Here is a 20,172-nt window from a genome sequence, read left to right as displayed (position 1 = left end):
TGCTGTGAGAATTTGTATGGTTTAGCGCTATTCAGGTGAATATACTTGATGCAAAGACAAACGCCAAGAAGCGCCCGTGGCGGGCGCGGCGTCGCACGCATTGTTCATCAAACTCAGGAGGCCCTATGTCCCTCACCATCCCCGCCGGCATGCAGATCACGGGCGAAATCAAGCCTGGCTACGAAAACATCCTGGTCCCGGAAGCCCTCGAACTCGTGGCCCGGCTGGCGCGCGCCTTCGCCCCGCGCCGCCAGGAATTGCTGGCCGCGCGCGCAGAGCGGGCGCGCCGGCTCGACGCCGGCGAACGTCCGGACTTCTTATCCGAGACCGCCCATATCCGCGACGGCGACTGGCGGATCGCGCCGATCCCGCCGGCGCTGGCTTGCCGGCGCGTCGAAATCACCGGCCCGGTCGAGCGCAAGATGGTCATCAACGCCCTCAATTCGGGCGCCGACAGCTATATGACCGACTTCGAGGATTCGAACACGCCGAACTGGGACAACCAGATCCAGGGCCAGGTCAACCTGTTCGATGCTGTCCGCAAAACCATTTCGCTGGAGCAGAACGGCAAGTCCTACCGGCTCAATGACAAGGTGGCGACCCTGATCGTGCGTCCGCGCGGCTGGCACCTGGACGAAAAGCACGTGCTGGTCGACGGCCAGCGCGTCTCGGGCGGCATCGTCGATTTCGCGCTGTTCATGTTCCACAACGCGAAGGAATTGCTGGCGCGCGGGGCCGGTCCGTACTTTTACCTGCCGAAGCTGGAATCGCACCTCGAAGCGCGCCTGTGGAACGACGTGTTCGTGATGACCCAGGACGCGCTGGGCCTGCCGCAGGGCACGATCAAGGCGACGGTGCTGATCGAGACCATTCTTGCCGCCTTCGAGATGGACGAGATCCTGTACGAGTTGCGCGAGCACAGCGCCGGCCTGAACGCCGGCCGCTGGGATTACATCTTCTCGTGCATCAAGAAGTTCAAGCATGACCGCGACTTCTGCCTGGCCGACCGCGCCAAGGTGACGATGACGGCGCCGTTCATGCGCGCCTATGCGCTGCTGCTGCTCAAGACCTGCCACCGGCGCGGCGCGCCGGCCATCGGCGGCATGTCGGCCCTGATTCCGATCAAGAACGATCCCGAGAAAAACGAGATCGCGATGGGCGGCGTGCGCACCGACAAGGCGCGCGATGCCACGGATGGCTATGACGGCGGCTGGGTCGCGCACCCGGGCCTGGTCGGGCTGGCGATGGAAGAGTTCACCAAGGTGCTGGGCGACAGGCCCAACCAGTTCGAGAAGCAGCGTCCGGATGTCGAGGTGACGGCCGCGCAATTGCTCGATTTCCAGCCCGAGACGCCGATCACCGAAGCCGGCCTGCGCTACAACATCAATGTCGGCATCCACTACCTGGGCGCCTGGCTGGCCGGCAATGGCTGCGTGCCGATCCACAACCTGATGGAAGACGCGGCGACGGCCGAGATCAGCCGCTCGCAGGTGTGGCAGTGGATCCGTTCGCCGAAGGGTGTGCTGGACGATGGCCGCAAGGTCACGGCGGACATGGTGCGGGCGATGATTCCCGAGGAGCTGGACAAGGTGAAGGTGGTGGCGGCCGACGGCACCCATGCGAGCTACGAGCGCGCGGCGGTGATCTTCGAACAGATGTCGACCTCGGACGAATTCGCCGAGTTCCTGACCTTGCCGCTGTACGAAGAGATCTGATGCATCCACGTGGGCGGCCCTGGCCGTCCACGCGTCGGGGCGGCCTCGCTCAGAACGTATTCTTCCACTCGCGCAGCGCCGCGAAGGTGTCGACCGGCGTCGCCTCGGGCTGCAGGCGGCCCGCGTCGACCAGGCTGTGCGCGATGCGCGGCAGCCGATAGCGCAGGAAGGGATTGGTCGCCTTCTCGAGCGCGATCGTCGACGGGATCGTCGGCTGGCCGGCCTCGCGCCGGGCGCCATCGGCCAGCACGCGCGCATCGAGCGCGGCATTGCCCGGCTCGACCGCCTGGGCGAAGCGCAGGTTCGACAGCGTATATTCGTGCGCGCAATACACCAGCGTCTCGTCCGGTAGCGTCGTGAATTTCTCGAGCGACTCCATCATCTGGCGCGGCGTGCCTTCGAACAGCCGCCCGCAGCCCGCGCCGAACAGCGTGTCGCCGCAGAACAGCCAAGGTGCGTCTTCGTCGCGCCGCACGTAGGCGATGTGGCCCAGCGTATGGCCCGGCACGTCCAGCACGTCGAGGGCAAGATCCAGCCCCGGCACCGCGATGCGTTCACCCTCGCCGAGCGGATGCGTCACGAGCGCGATGCCGTCGTCCCGCGGTCCGAACACGGGCACGTCCCACTCCTCGAGCAAGCCCGGCACACCCCCGATATGGTCAGCATGATGATGGGTGAGTAAAATGGCGGTCAGGCGCAGCTTGTGCGCGGCCAGGGCGGCCTTGACCGGTCCGGCCTCGCCAGGGTCGACGATGGCCGCGTTGCTGCCGTCGTGAATGAGCCAGAGATAATTGTCTTTAAAGGCAGGAAGCGTCAATACCGCCAGGTGTGTGCGGGGAAGAGTCGTCATGGTGAACCGTGGGTCAAAGAGGTGGCATGGATAGCGCATCCGAGAAATCCATTATAGCGCTCGACAACTGGCTGCAATCGCCGGCGGGCGCCTACGTGCGCGCGTTCGAGCAGGCTTGCCTGGACGAGCTCACGGTGGATATCTTCGGCTTCAACGCGCTGCAGATCGGCGTGCCCCAGCTCGATGCGCTGGCGGCCAGCCGCATGCCCAATAAATGGCAGGCGGCGACGCGCACGGCGCATGCGGACGAACTCGCGTTCGCCGCGGGCGGCAAGCAGATCGCGGTCGCGGTCGACTTCGAGGAGCTGCCGTTCGCCACCAGCAGCATCGACCTGGTGGTGCTGCCGCACGTGCTGGAGTTCGCGCTCGAGCCGCACCAGGTCTTGCGCGAAGTCGAGCGGGTCTTGATTCCGGAGGGGCAGGTGATCATCTGCGGCTTCAACCCGGCCAGCCTGTGGGGCATGCGCCAGGGCTTCCGGCGCGTCACGCAGAGCGACTACCTGCCCGAGTCCGGTGAATTCATTTCTTTGCCGCGTCTCAAAGACTGGCTAAAATTGCTGAACCTGGGCGTGACCCGCAGCCATTTTGGCTGCTACGCCCCGCCGTGCCGCACGGCCCACTGGCTCAGCCGCTTCGCGATGATGGAATCGGCGGGCGCGCGCTGGTGGCCGTATCTCGGCGCGGTCTACGTGGTGCATGCGATCAAGCGGGTCAAGGGCATGCACATCATCGGTCCCGCATGGAACAAGAAAGCGAGCAAGCGCCCGGCGGCAGTGCCGGCCGCGAACAGGGAATGAGCGAACAACAAAACACGACGGCAGCAACCCCGACCCAGGTCGAGATCTACACCGACGGCGCCTGCAAGGGCAATCCGGGCACGGGCGGCTGGGGCGCGCTCCTGGTCTCGAACGGCCACGAGAAGGAAATCTTCGGCGGCGAGCCGAACACTACCAATAACCGCATGGAATTGCGCGCCGTGATCGAGGCGCTGGGCGTCCTGAACCGTCCGTGCAAGGTCGTGCTGCATACCGACAGCCAGTACGTGCAGAAGGGGATCTCGGAATGGATCCACGGCTGGAAGGCGCGCGGCTGGAAGACGGCGGCGAAAGAGCCGGTCAAGAACGACGACCTGTGGAAGGCGCTCGACCTGGCCCAGCAGCAGCACGCCGTCGAATGGCGCTGGGTGCGCGGCCACAACGGCCACCCGGGCAACGAGCGGGCCGACGTGCTGGCCAATCGCGGCGCCGCCTCGGTGCGGCGCTGAGCCTTTCATCGCCGGAAGGCAAGGGCGGGCTTTGTTATACTTCGGTCCGCTTCATTTCATCAAGTAGAACATCATGCGCCAGATCGTCCTCGACACTGAAACCACCGGCCTGAATCCTCGCACGGGCGACCGCGTCATCGAGGTCGGCTGCGTCGAAATCTTCAACCGCAAGCTCACCGGCAATAATTTTCATCGCTATATCAATCCCGAGCGCGAGTCGGACGAGGCGGCGCTCGCCGTCCACGGTTTGACCACCGAGTTCTTGAGCGACAAGCCGAAGTTCCATGAGATCGCCGAAGAATTGCGCGAGTTCGTGCAGGGCGCCGAGGTCATCATCCACAACGCGCCGTTCGACCTGGGCTTCCTGAACCACGAATTCACCCGCATCGGCCTGCCGCCGTTCGTCGAGCACTGCAGCGGCGTGATCGACACCCTGGTGCACGCCAAGGAACTCCATCCGGGCAAGCGCAATTCGCTGGACGCGCTGTGCGACCGCTACGAGATCTCGAACGCGCACCGCAAGCTGCACGGCGCGCTGCTCGACTCGGAGCTGCTGGCCGACGTCTACCTGGCGATGACCCGCGGCCAGAACTCGCTGACGATGGACGTCGAAGTCGAAAGCGCGAACGCCGGCGACGCGCTCGAAGTGGTGCCGCTGGGCGAGATCATCGTGGTCGCGGCCAGCGCCGACGAACTCGCGGCGCACGACGACGTGCTGGTCGGCCTCGACAAGAACGTGAAAGGCAGCTGCGTGTGGAGGAATTATTCTCCGCAGGGGTGACGAGACAGTGATTCTGTGCCATAATACGCCTCGCTTCGGGAGGTTAGCTCAGGGGTAGAGCACTGCATTCACACTGCAGGGGTCGCAAGTTCGAAACTTGCACTTCCCACCAGAATTCGCAAGGGCCAGCAGCAATGCTGGCCTTTTGTTTTCCGCGAGCGTGGCAGGTACCGCTGCCTGGCCGTGTTTCTTTCGAGATCACGGCATCGGTACAAATAAGTTGGTCGATTGCCATTTGGAATAATCAAGACTCTATGGCATAATACGGCCTCGTTGGGAGGTTAGCTCAGGGGTAGAGCACTGCATTCACACTGCAGGGGTCGCAAGTTCGAAACTTGCACTTCCCACCAACAGGATTCTTCGAAACGCCCGCGCCATGCGGGCGTTTTGCGTTTGTGCTGTACCCGTTGCCATGAATCCCGGTCCACCTTCCTATCCCCCGTCGCGGCCTTGTTCCAGCGGTCAGATGTGCTTCCTCATTGCAGCGCCTGTATTGCGAGTTTGCTGGCAGTGAGCTGTCTTTCGGCCACTGAGCGATCTGCCTGAGCGACCAACGCGCAGGGCTGCCCAGCCCGGCTTGATCCACGCCCAGGCAGCGCGCACCGGGTCGTTGTCCCAGCGCTGTCGAACGGGGCGCTCCGGCGCCGAAGGCGCCAGCGGGCGCTCGACGGCGGGCGAGCCACTTCTATCCAGCAGCTGCAGCGTATTGCGCTCGGGGCCATCAACAGATCGCGGGTACAGCGCCACCAAAATCAGGTCAACGTCGACTGGCTCAAAGTAGGTTTCCTGTCGGCAGATAGCATCGACGTATTGCGACGTCGGGGACTTCAATGCCGCACGTTTATCAGAACGTTTCTGACCTTCAGGGCAAGGATCAAGTAGAGAACGGGGAATGTGTCCGTCTCGTCCAACACTTTCTTCCGCACGTGGGTCATACATCGACCTGGAGGCCTGGGGAGCGCGTTATCGACATACTGGAACGCGGTGGGCATATTGAGCAGGGAACTGCCGTCGCTACCTTTGTGAATGGCAGGTATCCCACTGGCGCCCACAAGCATGCGGGTTTCTACGACGGTGTGGTTACCAGCTGCGCCGCAAAGACAAGTGCAGGTCGTTGTAGTGTCATGGGCATAGTCCTGATGGATCAGTGGCGGGCAAAGCCCAGGATTGCAAGGCGTACGGTTTATCGGCGGGGTGGTATGTATTCGAACGGGGACTTCCCCGATATCTCCAATAATGCCGAAGCCCTTTACATCATTGCACGCTGACCGGAGAGTCCAATGCACCTGAACCTGCTATCCGTTGTAGCCTGTGTGGCTGTGGGCATCTCCTGTGGTTCGGCGAAAGCTGAACAGCGCATTGTCTGTCCTCCGGCAGTCATGTCCGACCAGATTAAAGTCCAAGGCCCCCCTGGCTGGGCTGGAGCCTACCTGCCGGACATCAAGCTGAAGCTCGACAGTGCAGGCGCCCGCCTTGGGCCACTGGAGCAGGAAGGCGTGCTCAAGGGTGATGTTATCCAGAAGGGCGACACGGTGGAGCACAAGTTCTCGCTGACCGGGGGCGTCGCCGATCAGCTGGACAAATGGATGGTCTGTACGTACGGAGGCAATGTATATCTGGCCCAGAAGTTGCCGAGCGCCACAAAGGAATGTACCGTTACCTATCGGCGTGAAACAGACTCGAAAGCCGACCCGCCGTATGCCATGTCGGCCATTTCGTGCAAGTAGGACGTGCGGCCGTCGTCTTCGTCATCGCTGCGGCCCGACCGACATATCGCCGCAGTAAGGCCGTGAAGTCGTGGCGAGCCGGCTGGCGCTGGTCAAGGCTGCGCTCGACGCTTTTGTTCGATCTCCTGCTTGAGCTCCTCGGTGATCGTCCACGCATACACCGTCTTGTCGCGCACGCGCACGATTTGCTCCGGCGGCCACTGCGCGCCCATGTGAAAATCGTGCGAAACGACACGCGCGCCGACCCGCAACTGGCGCCATAGCTGCGGCATCAGCCGCAGGTTGACCTCGAACAGCAGGTACAGCATGACCACGCTGGCCGGACTGAAATCGGTGCGGAACAGGTCGGCCTGGCGAAAGCGCACGCGATCCTGCACCCCGGCCGCGCGCGCGTTGGCATGCGCCTCCCGGATGCGGTCGGGATCGAGATCGATGCCGACGCCGCGCGCGCCATACTTGCGGGCGGCCGAGATCACGATGCGGCCGTCGCCGCAGCCGAGGTCGTATACCACGTCGCCGCGGCCGACCTTCGCCATCGACAGCATGCGGTCGACGATGTCCTGCGGGGTCGTCACATACGGCACCTTGGGCAGGGGGCGCTCGGCGAGCGCGGGCCGGATCGTGGCCGGGGCCAGCGCCAGGCCGGCCAGCACGGCGGCGCCGTGCAGCAGGGCGCGGCGCTCATGGGCGACAGGCGCGGCGGTCGTCGGTTCGTCGGACAAGGCATTTCCTTCTGAAGAGGCGTTGAACGGGCCGTGCAAGCGTACCCGATATCGACCGCCAGGTCGTGTACACTGGCTCCGGCCGGCATGCGGCGCGCCGTCAGGCCGATCATAAAACAGGAATCCAAAAAGAGCGGGATAGCATGGTGAACGGGTATTACGAGCCGCTGCTGGTCGTCGTGTCGATCATGGTGGCCATCCTGGCGTCGTACACGGCCCTCAGCCTGGCGATGCGGGTGCGCCAGGCCCAGGGCCGCGCGCCATACTTCTGGATTGCCGGCGGCGCGCTGGCAATGGGCAGCGGCATCTGGGCCATGCACTTCATCGGCATGCTGGCCTTCCGCCTGCCGATCCCGGTCGGCTACGATCCCCTGATCACCTTCGTCTCCTGGCTGCTGCCGGTGGTCGCGTCCGGCCTGGCGCTGTGGCATGTGCGGCACCGCGAATTCCGGCGCCGCCAGCTGGTCTGGAGCGCCATCCTGATGGGCCTGGGCATCAACGCCATGCACTACACCGGCATGGCCGGCATGCGCATGGACCCCGCCATCACCTACACCCCCTGGCTGTTCGCGCTGTCGGTCGCGATCGCGATTGGCGCCTCGGCGCTGGCGCTGCAGCTCGGCCTGCGCCTGCGCGAGGATGATCACGGCCGCGGCGGCGCGCGGCGCGCCGTGCAGCTCGCGGCCAGCGTCATCATGGGCGGCGCGATCTCCGGCATGCACTATACGGGCATGGCCGCCGCCCACTTCGAGGCCGGCAGCGTGTGCCGCGCCGCGCTCGGCGGCGTCGACCAGGATCACCTGGCGGCCCTGGTCACGGTGGCCACCGTGGCCCTGCTCAGCATCGCGCTGCTGGCCACCATCTTCGACGCGCGTCTGGATGCGCGCAACCGCACGATCGCCGAATCGCTGCAGGCGGCGGCCGAGCGCCAGCAACTGTATCTCGACGAGCAGCGCGCCCGCGTCGAGGCCGAGCACGTCAGCCAGATGAAGGACGAGTTCCTCGCCACCCTGTCGCACGAGCTGCGCACGCCGCTCAACGCCATGCTCGGCTGGTCGCAACTGCTGTTGCAGGGCCACCGCGACGGCGCCATGCTGCGCCGCGGCCTGGAAACCATCGAGCGCAACGCGCGCGCCCAGTCGCAGCTGATCGAAGACATGCTCGACATGAGCCGCCTGCTGGCCGGCAAGGTGCGGATCGACGCGGCCCCGATCCAGCCCCAGGATTTCGTCAACGCGGCGCTCGAGACCGCGCGTCCGGCGGCGCTGGCGCGCAGCATCGCCCTGAACGCCAGCATCGACCACGGCGCCCGCCCGGTGCGCGGCGACCTGGCGCGCATGCAGCAGGTGATGTCGAACCTGCTGTCGAACGCCATCAAGTTCACCGAGCCGGGCGGCGTGGTGACGGTCACGCTGCGGATTGACGGCGAAGGCGACGAGCGCGCGGTGGCGATCGACGTGGCCGACACCGGCGCCGGCATCGCGCCCGAATTCCTGCCCTATGTGTTCGATCGCTTCCGCCAGGCCGATTCCTCGTCGGCGCGGCGTCACGGCGGCCTGGGGCTGGGCCTGGCGATCGCGCGCCAGCTGGTCGAGCTGCAGGGCGGCGCGATCAGCGTGGCCAGCCGCGGCGAAGGGCAGGGCGCCACCTTCACCCTGCACCTGCCGCTGGCCGCGCCCGGCGCGGCGCCGGCGGCGCGGCTGGAGCCCCTCGCCGGCCTGCCGCTGACGCCGCCCGAGCTGGCCGGCATGACGGTGCTGGTGATCGACGACGAACTCGATTCGCTGGAACTGGTGCAGCAGGTGCTGGCCGCCAGCGACGCCACGATCCTGACCGCCACCGGCGCGCGCGAGGCGCTGCGCCTGGTCGAGGCGCGCCGGCCCGACCTCGTCATCAGCGACATCGGCATGCCGCTGGTGGATGGTTTCGAGATGATCCGCCGCATCCGCTCGCTGCCGGATCGCGAGATCGCGGGCGTGCCGGCCATCGCCCTGACCGCGTTCTCGCGGCGCGAAGACCAGCAGCGCGCGCTGGAAGCGGGATTCGACGACTACCTGGCCAAGCCGGTGGCCCCGGCGACCTTGCTGCAGACGGTGGCGGCGATCGTCGCCCGCCGCAACCTGCTGCGTTCGCTTTAAGCGCCCGGCAGCACCAGGTCGAGCTCCAGGCCGCCTTCCGGACGGCGCAGGCCGGCCACCAGATAGCCGCGGTTGCGGCCCGCCTCCTTGCCCTTGTACAGCGCGCGGTCGGCCAGCGCGATCGCCTGCTCCCAGTCGGGCTGGACCGCGGCTTGCGCGCCGGCGCGCTCGCCATCCGGCGCGAACGGCAGCGACACCGCGCCGGCGGTGGCGCTGACCCGGAGCGCGCTGCCGTCTTCCAGCATGATCGGCGTGGCGGCGATCGCGTCCAGGATGCGCTTGACCAGCAGCGGGCGCTGTTCCTGGGTCACGCCCTGCGAATACACCAGGAATTCTTCTCCGCCCCAGCGCAGCACCATGTCCGATTCGCGCATCGCGGCGCGCAGGCGTTTGCCGACTTCGACCAGCACCGCGTCGCCTGCCGCGTGGCCATGCTCGTCGTTGATGCGCTTGAAGTGGTCGATGTCGAGCAGGGTGAAGCAGTCGGCCGAGTCCAGGCGCGGCGGCGCTTCGCCGGTGCGGCTGCGCATGCGGTCGAGGAAGGAGCGCCGGTTGAACAGACCGGTGAGCGGATCGTGCGCCGAGCGGTAGGCCAGCTCGTCGTTCAGTTCGGAAAGGCGGCGGCCGGTGAGCACCGATTTGCGGTACATCCACAGCACGCCGGCGCACAGGAACAATGCCAGCGACGCCCCCAGCGACGCGGCGGTCTGGAGCAGGCTGCGGTGGCGCAGCTCGGCATCCTTGACGGCGTTCTCCTGGCGCAGGGCGGCGATCTGGGCGGCGCGCTCGCGCGCCTTGAACTGTTCTTGCAGCGCCGAGATCGCCTTGTTGCGTTCATCGAGCGCCAGTTCCTGGATCACGGCTTCGCGTTCGCGCGTCGTGGCCAGGGCTTCGCGGAAGCGTCCGGCGGTTTCCAGCGCCTGGCTCTTCTCGGCCAGCAAGCGGCCGACGGTCGACATGGCGCCGGCCTTGCGCATCGCGGCGATCACCGCGTCGACCTGCTGCAAGCCTTCGCGCTGGCGGCCCTGGCCGAACAGGGCGAAGCCGAGGTTGGCCTTCGCCATCTGCAGGCTGATCCGGTCTTCGCTGCGCTCGGCCGGGACCAGGGCGGCGCGCGCCGCTTCCTCGGCTTGCTGGTAGCGGCCTGCCTTCAGGTGGGCGCCGGCGATATTGCCCAGCACATTCACTTCGAGCGCGATCAACTGGTGGGCATGGGCCAGCTCGAGCGCGCGCCCGAAGGCTTGCTGGGCGGCCTCGAGCTCGTCCTGCACCACCAGGGCCCGACCCTCGAAAAAGTGAACGGCGGCAGCGGTGCGCGGCGGCAGCCGGGTCGCGCCGGCGCGGATCTCGCGCAGTGTCTCGAGCGCCCGAACCGGATCGCGCGCGTTGACGTACATGCGCGCCAGCGCCAGCCGGATGTCGGCTTCGCGCGGGCTCCACAGGTCCGGATGGCGCCGCACCATGTCGAGCGCGCGCAGGAAGTGGCGCAACGCGCGGTCGTGCTGGCCGAGCGCGCTGTAGGCCATGCCGTGCAGCCCTTCGGAGCTGGCGCTGAATTCGAGACTGCCCAGCTTGCGGTAGCGTGCGTCAAGGGCCTCGAGCTGGCCGAGGGCCGCGGCCGGATCGTTGTTCTCGATCAGGCGCAGCACCCGCGCCAGGCTGGCCAGCGCGAGATTGAGCGGATCGCGTTCGGCCTCGGCCAGGCCGATGATAAGCTCGTTGGTTTCGAAGGCGTCGCGGAAGTTCCCGGCATCGGCCTGGATCCGTCGCAACAGGCGCAGGTAATGGATGCGCACCGCGTAGGGTGCGCCGGCGATCAGTTTCGGGCCTTCCTGCACCAGGATGGCGCGTGCCTGCGCATTATCGTGCTCGGCCATGGCCGCGATCTCGTCCAGCCGCGCATGCGGCTGCAAGGCCGCCGGCGCCGGCCCGGCGAGCATGGCCAGCAGTGCGCCACTCGCGAGCGCCAGCGTGAATCGGGACGGGCGTCCATTGGGAAGAGTCATGGTGGCGGGATCGAGGGCGTGGCAGCGAGGGCGGGGCGGGACGGGTCAGCCCATTATCGAATGTTGATTTGAGGAAATCAAGCACAGGGACCCGGGCTGCGATGTTTACGCAACGGCTGTGTTCAAGAAGCAGAAATTCCCTGCCGGCATGTAAATTGCAGAAGATTTGTCAGATTGCTTTGATTCGCAACAGCATTCTGGTTATATTTGCACGTCTGCAAAAAGTTGACGGTTTGCAGGTGCAGCAAAAGCGGTTTCAAGTCAGGCATGCCGGCCCAACAGGCAGGATCTCGAGAGCGTGCCCGCACGACCTGCGGGCACGGCGCAATGACAAGACGCGGGACCACACACCTATTTGATTGGAGAACACGTAGTGAGTATTTTTAGAACCAAGAATCTGGATGCCATGCTGGCGGCCAGCGCCAAGCCGGGCGGACTCAAAAAGGTGCTCGGCCCGACCGACCTGATCCTGCTCGGTATTGGCGCCATCGTCGGCACCGGTATTTTCGTGCTCACCGGCACGGGCGCCGTCACCGCCGGCCCCGCGCTGACCATCTCCTTCATCGTGGCCGCCATGGCCTGCTGCTTCGCCGCCCTGTGCTACGCCGAGTTCGCCTCGACCGTGCCGGTTGCCGGCTCGATCTATACCTATAGTTACGCCACCCTGGGCGAATTCGTCGCCTGGATGATCGGCTGGGACCTGCTGCTCGAGTACGGCCTGGCCACCTCGACCGTCGCGGTTGGCTGGTCCGGTTATTTTCAGTCGCTGATGTCGGGCTTCGGCCTGGTGCTGCCGGACGCGCTGACCGCCGCCCCGGGCGCCCGCCCCGGCGTCGACACCCTGTTCAACCTTCCGGCTTTCCTGATCATGATCGCGCTGACCGCGATGCTGTCGCTGGGCATGCGCGAATCGGCGCGCGTCAACAACGTCATGGTCATCATCAAGACCGGCGTCGTGCTGCTGTTCATCGCCGTCGGCGTCGGCCATGTCCGTCCGGAGAACTGGGAGCCGTTCATGCCCTACGGCATGGGTGGCGTGATGAGCGCCGCCGCGCTGGTGTTCTTCGCCTTCATCGGCTTCGACGCCGTCACCTCGGCCGCCGAGGAAGTCAAGAACCCGAAGCGTGACCTGCCAATCGGCATCATCGGTTCACTGGTGGTCTGCACCATCCTGTACGTCGTGGTCGCCGCGATCATGACCGGCATCGTACCGCACCTGGACTTCAAGGGCGTCGACCACCCGGTCTCGCTGGCGCTGCAGGTGGCGGGCGAGAACTGGGTCGCCGGCTTCGTCGACCTGGCCGCCATCCTGGGCATGAGCACCGTGATCCTGGTGATGGCCTATGGCCAGACCCGCATCCTGTTCGCCATGTCGCGCGACGGCCTGCTGCCGTCGAAACTGTCGACCGTGCATCCGAAATACGGCACCCCGTTCTTCGCCACCTGGCTGGTGGGCATCATCTTCGGCCTGATCGCCGCCGTGGTGCCGCTGAACGTGCTGGCCGAGCTGGTGAACATCGGCACCCTGGCCGCCTTCACCCTGGTCTCGATCGCCGTGATCGTGCTGCGCAAGAAGCGTCCGGACCTGCCGCGCGCGTTCCGCTGCCCTGGCGTGCCGGTGATCCCGGGCCTGGCGATCGTGTTCTGCCTGGTCCTGATGTCCTTCCTGAGCTGGCATACCTGGCTGGCGTTCGCCATCTGGCTGGCGATCGGCGCCGCCGTCTACTTCGGTTATGCACGCCAGCGCTCGCTGCTGAACAAGCCGCAGTAATCGCTATATGCGGCGGGCCATTCCGGCCCGCCGCCTCGCCCTGGCCGGCGCTTCATGTTAATCTGCCATCTTTGACGCCGCGTGTGCGTCCTCGAAGTGGAGATGTCTCATGAGCGCCATCGTGCTCGGCCAGGGCGATGCCCTCCTGATCGTCGACCTGCAGGTCGACTTCCTTCCCGGCGGAAAACTGGGCGTCCCGCATGGCGACCAGGTCATCGCGCCGATCAACCGCCTGATCGACCTGTACCGGGCGCGCGCGCTGCCGGTCTATGCTTCGCGCGACTGGCATCCCGAACTGCATTGCTCCTTCGCCGGCCAGGGCGGCCCGTGGCCGCCGCATTGCGTCGCCGGCACCGACGGCGCCGGCTTTTCTTCCGAACTGAACCTGCCGGACGACGTCATCGTCGTGTCCAAGGCCGACACGGTCGAGGTCGATGCCTATTCCGCCTTCAGCGGCACCGGGCTGGCCCCGGCGCTGCGCGCGCGCGGCATCCGGCGTCTCGCCGTGTGCGGCCTGGCCACCGATTATTGCGTGCTCAACACCGTGCTCGACGGCCTGCCCGACTTCGAGATCCTGATCGTGGCCGAGGCCATGCGCGCGGTCGACGTCCAGCCCGGCGACGGCGACCACGCGATGACCCGCATGCTGGGCGCCGGCGCGGTGCCGGTGCGGCTGTCGGAGCATGGCCTGGTGGCCGACGTGGAGCTGGGCGCGCGTCTTTGACGCCGCGCGATTGCGTCCCTCTGGACGCTGGCGCACGGTAGTCCCTGCAGGGTCGTCCTAGGATCGCCTTTCCATCTTTGCGAAAGGACACCGGCATGACCAGCACCGTAGGAGATTTCCTGATCGAGCGTCTCGGGCAATGGGGCGTGCAGCGCGTCTATGGCTATCCGGGCGACGGCATCAACGGCATCCTGGCCGCTTTCGGGCGCCAGGACGCGATCGAATTCGTCCAGTGCCGCCACGAAGAGATGTCGGCCTTCATGGCTTGCGGCCACGCCAAGTTCACCAACGAGGTGGGCGTATGCCTGGCGACTTCCGGTCCCGGCGCCATCCACTTGCTCAATGGCCTGTACGACGCCAAGCTCGATTACCAGCCGGTGGTCGCCATCGTCGGCCAGCAGCAGCGCTCCGCACTCGGCGCCCACTACCAGCAAGAGGTCGACCTGGTCACGCTGTTCAAGGACGTGGCGGGCGAGTTCGTGCAGATGGCGACCGACGCCGCCCAGGTGCGCCACCTGGTCGACCGCGCATTCCGGATCGCCGGGGCGCGGCGCTGCGTGACCTGCATCATCATCCCGAACGACTTGCAGGAAGAAGACGCGGTGCCGCATCCGCCGCGCGAGCACGGCAACACCTTCTCGGGCGTCGGCGCCGCGCTGGAGGCGGCGGTGCCGCCCCCGGAAGCGCTGCGCGCCGCCGCCGACCTGCTCAATGCCGGCGACAGGGTCGCGATCCTGGCCGGCGCCGGCGCCCACGGCGCGCTGGACGAACTGGTCGAGGCGGCCGAGCTGCTTGGCGCCGGCATCGCCAAGGCGCTGCTGGGCAAGGCCGTGGTGCCGGACGACCTGCCGTTCTGCACCGGCACCATCGGCATGATCGGCACCCAGGCCAGCGACGCGATGATGAAGGAATGCGACACGCTCCTGATGGTCGGCTCCAGCTTCCCGTACGCCGAATTCCTGCCGCAGGAAGGCAGCGTGAAGGCGGTGCAGATCGACGTCGACGCGACCATGCTTGGCCTGCGCTATCCGATGGACGTGAATCTGGCGGGCGACGCACGCGCGACCCTGCGCGCTTTGATCCCGCTGTTGCGGCGCAAGGACGATCGCTCCTGGCGTGCGCGCATCGAGTCGAACGTGGCCGAGAGCTGGCGCGTGCTGGACGAACGCGCGCGTCAGCCGGGCAAGCCGGTCAACCCGCAGCGCGCCTTCAGCGAGCTGTCGCCGCGCCTGCCGTCAGACGTGATCTTGACCGGCGATTCGGGCTCGGTGTCGGCCTGGTATGCGCTGCACCTGCGCCTGCGGCGCGGGATGATGGCGTCGCTGTCGGGCGGCCTGGCGACCATGGGGTCGGCAGTGCCGTATGCGATGGCGGCCAAGATGGCGCATCCGGGACGGCCGGTGATCGCCCTGGCCGGCGACGGCGCCATGCAGATGAACGGCATGAACGGCCTGATCACGATCGCGCGCCACTGGCGCGACTGGGCCAATCCCACGCTCGTGGTGCTGGTCCTGAACAACCGCGACCTGAACTTCGTGACCTGGGAACAGCGCGGCATGCAGGGCGAGCCGAAGTACGAGGCGTCGCAGCAACTGCCCGACTTCTCGTACGCGGAATATGCGCGCATGCTCGGGCTGGAAGGCGTTCGGGTCGACGATCCGGACGCGCTGGGAGCGGCCTGGGACCAGGCCCTGGCGGCCGGCCGGCCCTTCGTGCTCGAAGTGCTGGCCGATCCGAACATTCCGCCATTCCCGCCGCACATCGTCGATGCCCAGGCCGAGAAATATCGGCAGGCGCAAGAGAAGGGCGATCCCGAGGCGGCCGACGTCGAACGCGGCATGCGCCAGCAGGGTGGCGACGCATCGGCGTAAGCAAATTGGCAAGCGATTGCTGCGCTGCGAGATATTATTTTGTAATCCCTCTCTTACATCCTCGCAGCGCGCCTACCGATTTTCGCAACATGGTCCAGCTTGGATAATGTCGGTAATCGTCCATGGGACACTTCACGATGCGAGACATGACACCAATGTTGTTAGCCGACGCGCCGCGCGTCGAGACCGCGCCCCTTGCCACCGCAGAAGGCGCGAAGGACCTGTACTTTTCGCTGTACGCCGATCCGTCAGCGACGCCCCAACAGGCCAAGGACTTCGTGGCCGCCCAGATCGCGGTCGCGCGCGAGCTGCCGTCCGACCTGCCCGCGAACCTGGACCAGCTGCAGGCGTGGATCGAACAGCGCACCGAGATCGTCGGCCAGCAGTACCGCGACTACCTCGCGGCGCGCAAGAACGGTGCGCCGCGCCGCTATTTCTCGTGCCGCGCGCATGCGCTGTACTTCATCAAGGGCGTGGCCCCGACCAAGCTGGTCGACGGCGCCTGGCTGTATGGCCTGACGCGCCAGTGGGACGACGTCGCCTTCCACCCCTTGATCAAGACCTATCTCGAAGAACTGGGCGACGGCCTGCCGGACAAGAACCATGTGACGCTGTACCGCAAGCTGCTGGCCACCCACGGCTGCGAAAGCTGGGAAGACCTGGGCGACGACCATTTCCTGCAAGGCGCGCTGCAGCTGGCGCTGGGCCACCACGCCGAGCATTTCCTGCCCGAAGTCGTCGGCTACAACCTGGGCTACGAACAGCTGCCGCTGCATCTGTTGATCACGTCCTATGAGCTGAACGAACTGGGCATCGACCCGTATTACTTCACCCTGCACGTGACGGTCGATAACGCCGCCAGCGGCCATGCGCGCAAGGCGGTGCAGGCGGTGCACGACCTGATGCCGAAGGTCGGCGACCGCGAAGCCTTCTGGCAGCGCGTGGTCGACGGCTACCGCCTGAACGAACTGGGCGCCAGCACGACCTCGGTGATCGGCGAGTTCGACCTGCAATCCGAACTGGTCGGCATCCTGGCCGCCAAGAGCGGCGTGGGCAAGAACATGCACTCGGATTACTGCCGCGTCGCCGGCCGCTCGGTCAACGACTGGCTGACCGACCCGGCGCAGATCCCGGCCTTCCTGGCCGCCCTCGAAGGCGCCGGCTGGATCAAGCGCGGCGAGGACGTCGAGCATAGCCGCTTCTGGCGCCTGGTCGAAGGCGAGCGGGCCGAGATGTTCGGCGTGTTCAACGCCTACGAATTGCAGGTGCTGCGCGACTGGATCACCTCCACCGCCGACGGCAAGCCGGCCAGCGCCCAGCGCGTGCTGACCGCGCGCGCGCGCCAGCGCACCCTCGACCAACTGGGGCAGGGGGCGCAGCGCAGCCATGCGCATCCAGTGCGCGGCCTGATCCGCCGCCACGCCAACCTGGACGATGCCGACGCCGATAACGAGCTGCGCCTGCTGGAGCAGCAGGTGGCGGCGGCCAACGGCAAGCAGGAGGCCATGCAGCTGCTCGGCCGCCTGCTGTCGCCCGAGATTCACCATACGGCGGTGGGCCTGATGGCTACCCGCATGTACACGCAACTGTTCGACGCCTGAAGCGCCCGCACTGCGACAAACGGCCGGCACGCGATAGAGAGCGCGTGCCGGCCGTGGCTACAAATAAGACTATTACAAGGAAATCACACGTGCAAATCCTCGAACAACGCTTCCTGCGCGGACCGAACGTCCACGCCGATTCGCCATGCCTGCTGTCGGTGGTCGACCTGCAGGACCTGTACGGCAAGTCCACCAGGGACCTGCCCGGCTTCAACCACGCGCTGCTCGAGCTGCTGCCGTCGCTGCACGGCGAGCGCCTGCCCGCCGGCCAGCCCGGCGGCTTCGCCCAGCGCCTGCGCGAAGGCACCTACCTGGGCCGCGTGATCGAGCACGTGACCCTGGAACTGCAAACCCTGGCCGGCGCGCCGGCCAGCTTTGGCCGCACGCGCCCGGTGAGCGGCCGTCCGGGCCAGTTCCGCATCGTGTGCGCCTACAGCTGCGAGAAGCTGGCCGAGCCGGCGTTCGACCTGGCGCTCGACCTGGTCACCGCGCTGGCGCACGGCGACGGTTTCGAACTGGGGCCGCGCCTGGAGGAGCTGCGCGAGATCGCCGGACGTTATGCGATCGGCACCAGCACCGCCGCGGTGATCGCGGCGGCGCAGGAGCGCGGCATTCCGGTGCAGCGCATCACCGACGAAGCCAATCTGTTCCTGCTGGGCTGGGGCGTCCGGCAAAAACGCCTGCAGGCCACGACCACCGGCGACACCAGCTTCATCGCCGTGAAGATCGCCAGCGACAAGCAGCTGACCAAGGCCTTGCTGAAGGAAGCCGGGGTGCCGGTGCCGGAGGGCGACGTGGTCACCACCGTGGAGTCGGCCCAGCGCGTGGCGCGCCGCCTGAACGGGCCGGTGACTCTGAAGCCGCTGGACGGCAACCAGGGCAAGGGCGTGACGGTCGACTGCAATACGCCGGACGACGTCGCGCGCGCGTTCGAGTTCGCGCGCCAGTACGGGCGCCGCATCATCGTCGAGCGCCATGTGAAGGGGTGCGATTATCGCGTGCTGGTCGCCGGCGGGCGCGTGGCCGCGGCCTCGCGCCGCCGTCCGGCCCACGTGGTGGGCGACGGCATCAAGACCATCCGCGAGCTGGTGGAAATCGAGAACGCCAATCCGGCGCGCGGCGCCGGCCATGCGACGATCCTGACCCGGATCGCGCTCGACGAGCATGCGGCCGACATGCTGTCGCGCCAGGGCTTCGAGTTCGACAGCGTGCTGCCCGTGGGCGTGGTGGCCGAATTGCGCGGCAACGCCAACCTGTCGACCGGCGGGACCGCCGAAGACGTGACCGACCTGCTGCCCGATTCGACGCGCCTGTTGTGCGTGCGTGCAGCCTGCAAGATCGGCCTGGACGTGGCCGGCATCGACATCGTGTGCGAGGACATCGGCCAGCCGCTGGCGGCGCAGCGCGGCGCCGTCATCGAAGTCAATGCGGCGCCCGGCATCCGCATGCACCAGTATCCGAGCGCGGGTGAGGCGCGCGACGCCGGCGAGGCGATCGTCGATGGCCTGATGGGCGCTTCCGATGGCCGCATCCCGGTGATCGCGCTGACCGGCACCAATGGCAAGACCACCACCACCTTGCTGGTCGCGCATGCGGCGCGCATGGCGGGGCGCGTCACCGGCGTGACCACCACCGAGGGCGTCTTCATCGACGGCAAGCAGGTGGTGAAGGGCGACTGCACCGGCTACTGGTCGGCGCGCACGGTGCTGCATGCGCCGGAAGTGGAAATCGCGGTGCTGGAGACGGCGCGCGGCGGCATCCTCAAGCGCGGCCTGGCGTATGACCGCTGCGACGTGGCGGTGGTGCTGAACATCGCGGCCGACCACCTGGGCCTGGACGGCGTCGACACGGTCGAGGACCTGGCGCAGGTGAAGGCGGTGGTGGCGCAATCGGCGTCGAAGGCGGTGGTGCTCAACGCCGAGGACGCGCTGTGCGTGCAGATGGCGCGCCGCGTCAAACCCGGCGCCGAAGTGCTGTTCTTCTCGATGGACGCCGAAAACCCGGTGCTGCTCAAGCACCTGGAAGACGGCGGCCGCGGCGCCTACCTGCAGGACGGCGCAGTGGTGATCGCCGACGGCCATATCCAGCAGGCGGTGATCAAGGTCGAAAGCATGCCGGTGGCCTTTGGCGGCCTGGCCCGTTTCAACATCGCCAATGCGCTGGCCGCTGCAGCGGCCCTGATGGCGTCCGACTTCAGCCACCTGCAGATCGCCGCCGGCCTGTCCACTTTTGTGTCGAACGGCCGCACCAACCCGCTGCGCACGAACATGTTCGACGTGCGCGGCGTGACGGTGATCGTCGACTACGCCCACAACCCGGCGGCATACGCCGCCATGGCCGACATGGCGCGCGGCATGCTCCCGGGCCAACTGGTCGGCATCGTGACCGCCCCCGGCGACCGCCGCGACAGCGACCTGCGCGAAGTGGGCAAAGTATGCGGCGCCCGCTTTGACGAACTGGTGGTCTACGAATCGCAAAGCCGCGGCCGCGCCGTGGGCGAAGCGGTCGACCTGATCCTGGCCGGCGCCGAAGAAGCAGTCGGCCTGACCGACACCCTGCACCGCGAACTGGAAGTAGGCAACGCCATCCGCCTGGGCCTGAGCCTGTGCGAGCCAGGCGACGTCCTGGTCTTCGCCTGCGGCTCGTCGCTCCAGGTCTTCGTCGACGCCATCCGCGCCACCGACCCCGAAAGCGCCGACCTGATCGCCGCCCAAACCACCTGACTCGGTCGCCCTGGCCGTCCCTCAATGAGGGTCAGAGTAAAATTGTTGGGCAATTTCCCAAATTCGCCCCGCAATCAATGAGGGTCAGCGTCGAATTATTGGCCAATAGCTTGGCGGACAACTAGGGTCGGAGTCGAATTAACGGCTCATCCGTGAAAGTTGTCAAACAATTCGACTCTGACCCTAATGCCGCTAAGTTAACGATCTTTGCGGCATTTTTTCGTTGTAAACGTGGCTCAGAAATGTTAACTTTCGGCCATGCTTTCTGATGCCATCCCC

The 20,172-nt window shown here is 66.5% G+C and carries 15 protein-coding genes and 2 tRNA genes; 14 read left to right on the top strand and 3 right to left on the bottom strand.

The window, feature by feature from the left end:
• Positions 1 to 125: 125 nt before the first annotated feature.
• Positions 126 to 1,715 carry a malate synthase A gene (aceB, locus tag ABIB42_RS05115; RefSeq protein ID WP_273035497.1) on the top strand — a complete coding sequence of 530 codons (1,590 nt, stop codon included), beginning with the start codon at positions 126 to 128 and terminating at the stop codon, positions 1,713 to 1,715.
• Between the two features lie 49 nt (positions 1,716 to 1,764).
• On the opposite strand, the gene gloB is transcribed toward aceB, so the two are convergent.
• Positions 1,765 to 2,565, bottom strand: coding sequence for a hydroxyacylglutathione hydrolase (gloB, locus tag ABIB42_RS05110; RefSeq protein WP_429247994.1), 801 nt, complete (start codon positions 2,563 to 2,565; stop codon positions 1,765 to 1,767).
• 26 nt (positions 2,566 to 2,591) lie between these two features.
• Here gloB and ABIB42_RS05105 point away from each other — a divergent pair, with 26 nt between their 5' ends.
• From ABIB42_RS05105 to ABIB42_RS05075, 7 genes are all read left to right on the top strand, one after another.
• On the top strand, positions 2,592 to 3,362 hold the full coding sequence (locus ABIB42_RS05105) for a class I SAM-dependent methyltransferase (protein ID WP_219863938.1): 771 nt from the start codon (positions 2,592 to 2,594) through the stop codon (positions 3,360 to 3,362).
• The gene (gene rnhA, locus ABIB42_RS05100) at positions 3,359 to 3,829 is read left to right on the top strand and encodes a ribonuclease HI (RefSeq protein WP_312488470.1); all 471 of its coding nucleotides are present in this window, start codon (positions 3,359 to 3,361) and stop codon (positions 3,827 to 3,829) included. Before ABIB42_RS05105 ends, rnhA begins: the two co-directional genes overlap by 4 nt.
• Positions 3,830 to 3,902: 73 nt before the next feature.
• Positions 3,903 to 4,610, top strand: a complete 708-nt coding sequence (gene dnaQ, locus ABIB42_RS05095) for a DNA polymerase III subunit epsilon (protein ID WP_005670354.1) — start codon at positions 3,903 to 3,905, stop codon at positions 4,608 to 4,610.
• Positions 4,611 to 4,647: 37 nt separating this feature from the next.
• Positions 4,648 to 4,722, top strand: a tRNA-Val gene (locus tag ABIB42_RS05090).
• A gap of 163 nt (positions 4,723 to 4,885) precedes the next feature.
• Positions 4,886 to 4,960 (top strand) — tRNA-Val (locus ABIB42_RS05085).
• Between the two features lie 480 nt (positions 4,961 to 5,440).
• Positions 5,441 to 5,878 (top strand): BPSL0067 family protein, encoded by a 438-nt coding sequence (locus ABIB42_RS05080; RefSeq protein ID WP_429247993.1) that lies wholly within the window; start codon positions 5,441 to 5,443, stop codon positions 5,876 to 5,878.
• 12 nt (positions 5,879 to 5,890) lie between these two features.
• Positions 5,891 to 6,337 carry an STY0301 family protein gene (locus ABIB42_RS05075; protein WP_429247992.1) on the top strand — a complete coding sequence of 149 codons (447 nt, stop codon included), beginning with the start codon at positions 5,891 to 5,893 and terminating at the stop codon, positions 6,335 to 6,337.
• 92 nt (positions 6,338 to 6,429) lie between these two features.
• On the opposite strand, the gene ABIB42_RS05070 is transcribed toward ABIB42_RS05075, so the two are convergent.
• Positions 6,430 to 7,059 carry an SAM-dependent methyltransferase gene (locus ABIB42_RS05070; protein WP_005670358.1) on the bottom strand — a complete coding sequence of 210 codons (630 nt, stop codon included), beginning with the start codon at positions 7,057 to 7,059 and terminating at the stop codon, positions 6,430 to 6,432.
• 143 nt (positions 7,060 to 7,202) lie between these two features.
• On the opposite strand from ABIB42_RS05070, the gene ABIB42_RS05065 reads away from it, so the two are divergent.
• On the top strand, positions 7,203 to 9,197 hold the full coding sequence (locus tag ABIB42_RS05065) for an MHYT domain-containing protein (RefSeq protein ID WP_429247991.1): 1,995 nt from the start codon (positions 7,203 to 7,205) through the stop codon (positions 9,195 to 9,197).
• Here ABIB42_RS05065 and ABIB42_RS05060 read toward each other — a convergent pair.
• Positions 9,194 to 11,203 carry a diguanylate cyclase gene (locus ABIB42_RS05060; RefSeq protein WP_429247990.1) on the bottom strand — a complete coding sequence of 670 codons (2,010 nt, stop codon included), beginning with the start codon at positions 11,201 to 11,203 and terminating at the stop codon, positions 9,194 to 9,196. The genes ABIB42_RS05065 and ABIB42_RS05060 overlap by 4 nt on opposite strands.
• 373 nt (positions 11,204 to 11,576) lie before the next feature.
• Here ABIB42_RS05060 and ABIB42_RS05055 point away from each other — a divergent pair, with 373 nt between their 5' ends.
• The 5 genes from ABIB42_RS05055 (at position 11,577) to cphA (ending at position 19,893) form a co-directional block, all read left to right on the top strand.
• On the top strand, positions 11,577 to 12,974 hold the full coding sequence (locus ABIB42_RS05055) for an amino acid permease (protein WP_040777768.1): 1,398 nt from the start codon (positions 11,577 to 11,579) through the stop codon (positions 12,972 to 12,974).
• 109 nt (positions 12,975 to 13,083) lie between these two features.
• A complete protein-coding gene (locus ABIB42_RS05050) occupies positions 13,084 to 13,698 on the top strand; it encodes an isochorismatase family protein (RefSeq protein WP_429247989.1) in 615 nt (204 codons plus the stop codon).
• 95 nt (positions 13,699 to 13,793) lie between these two features.
• Positions 13,794 to 15,569: a thiamine pyrophosphate-requiring protein gene (locus ABIB42_RS05045; RefSeq protein ID WP_429247988.1), complete on the top strand. Its 1,776-nt coding sequence runs from the start codon at positions 13,794 to 13,796 to the stop codon at positions 15,567 to 15,569.
• Between the two features lie 146 nt (positions 15,570 to 15,715).
• Positions 15,716 to 17,170, top strand: coding sequence for an iron-containing redox enzyme family protein (locus ABIB42_RS05040; protein WP_157225697.1), 1,455 nt, complete (start codon positions 15,716 to 15,718; stop codon positions 17,168 to 17,170).
• Positions 17,171 to 17,259: 89 nt separating this feature from the next.
• Positions 17,260 to 19,893 carry a cyanophycin synthetase gene (cphA, locus tag ABIB42_RS05035; protein WP_429247987.1) on the top strand — a complete coding sequence of 878 codons (2,634 nt, stop codon included), beginning with the start codon at positions 17,260 to 17,262 and terminating at the stop codon, positions 19,891 to 19,893.
• Positions 19,894 to 20,172 lie beyond the last annotated feature (279 nt).

It is taken from the genome of Massilia sp. UYP32 (genome assembly GCF_050434365.1).
GTDB classification, from domain to species: Bacteria; Pseudomonadota; Gammaproteobacteria; order Burkholderiales; family Burkholderiaceae_D; genus Telluria; species Telluria timonae.
This window is presented reverse-complemented; position numbering and strand designations above follow the sequence as displayed.